The 1007-nt window shown below is 60.3% G+C and carries 2 protein-coding genes; both read left to right on the top strand.

From position 1 onward, the window contains the following. Positions 1-32 precede the first annotated feature (32 nt). Entirely contained in the window at positions 33-578 is a 546-nt protein-coding gene (gene rfbC, locus B6S09_RS18260) for a dTDP-4-dehydrorhamnose 3,5-epimerase (RefSeq protein WP_094066149.1), read from the top strand. Beyond that, positions 575-1007: SDR family oxidoreductase (locus B6S09_RS18255; RefSeq protein WP_141202014.1), on the top strand; the 433-nt coding region annotated here is incomplete at its 3' end. The genes rfbC and B6S09_RS18255, both read left to right, overlap by 4 nt.

The raw sequence follows: 1007 nt of genomic DNA, 5'->3' as shown, positions 1-1007 counted from the left end.
CAATACCTGTACTCGCTGGCGGGAGATAGCCAGTGAACGTGGTTGAAACCTCACTTCCCGGTGTTGTAATCCTCGAACCCAAAGTCTATGGCGACGACCGAGGTTTTTTCTACGAAAGTTTCAACGCCAGGACGTTCAAGCAGGCCACGGGCCTCGAACGCAACTTCGTACAAGACAACCATTCGCGCTCGCAAAAGGGTGTGCTGCGGGGCTTGCACTATCAGTTGGCAGACACACAGGGAAAACTCGTGCGTGTCACCGCAGGTGAGGTGCTCGACGTGGCGGTGGATATTCGCCGCAGTTCTCCGAACTTCGGTCAATGGGTGGGGGTCCGTCTGTCGGCTCAGAACCACCGCCAACTGTGGGTACCCGAAGGTTTTGCTCATGGGTTCGTGGTGTTGAGTGAATACGCAGAGTTTCTCTACAAGACCACTGATTACTATCAGCCCAGTGCTGAGCGCTGCATCGCATGGAACGACCCAACGCTGGCAATTGATTGGCAACTGACCGAGACGCCGCAACTGTCCGTCAAGGACCAGGCCGGCAAACGCTTGGTGGAAGCGGACCTGTTCCCATGAAAATCCTCATCACCGGCCAACACGGCCAAGTCTCCCAGGCTCTTCAACAGCGTCTGCCCCCGCTTGGCCAACTGATCGTGCTGGGTCGCGAGCAACTGGACCTGACCAACGTCGACCAAATCCGCCAGCAGGTCCGTGCCCACCGCCCCGGCCTGATCATCAACGCCGCCGCCCACACGGCGGTCGACCAGGCCGAAAGCGAGCCGGAGGTGGCCTTCGCCATCAATGCCATCGCCCCCGGCATTCTGGCTGAGGAGGCCAAGGCCCTGGGCGCGCCGCTGATCCACTACTCCACCGACTACGTGTTCGACGGCAGCAAACCGGCGCCGTACACCGAGGCCGATACGCCGAACCCGTTGGGGGTGTATGGCCAAAGCAAGCTCGCCGGCGAGCAGGCGATTGCGGCAGTGGGAGGCGAGCATCTGATTC

Origin of the sequence: Oceanimonas baumannii (assembly GCF_002245495.1) — a bacterium.
Classification (GTDB): domain Bacteria; phylum Pseudomonadota; class Gammaproteobacteria; order Enterobacterales; family Aeromonadaceae; genus Oceanimonas; species Oceanimonas baumannii.
The sequence above is the reverse complement of the archived record's forward strand: the minus strand, read 5'-3'. Positions and strand labels throughout refer to the sequence as shown.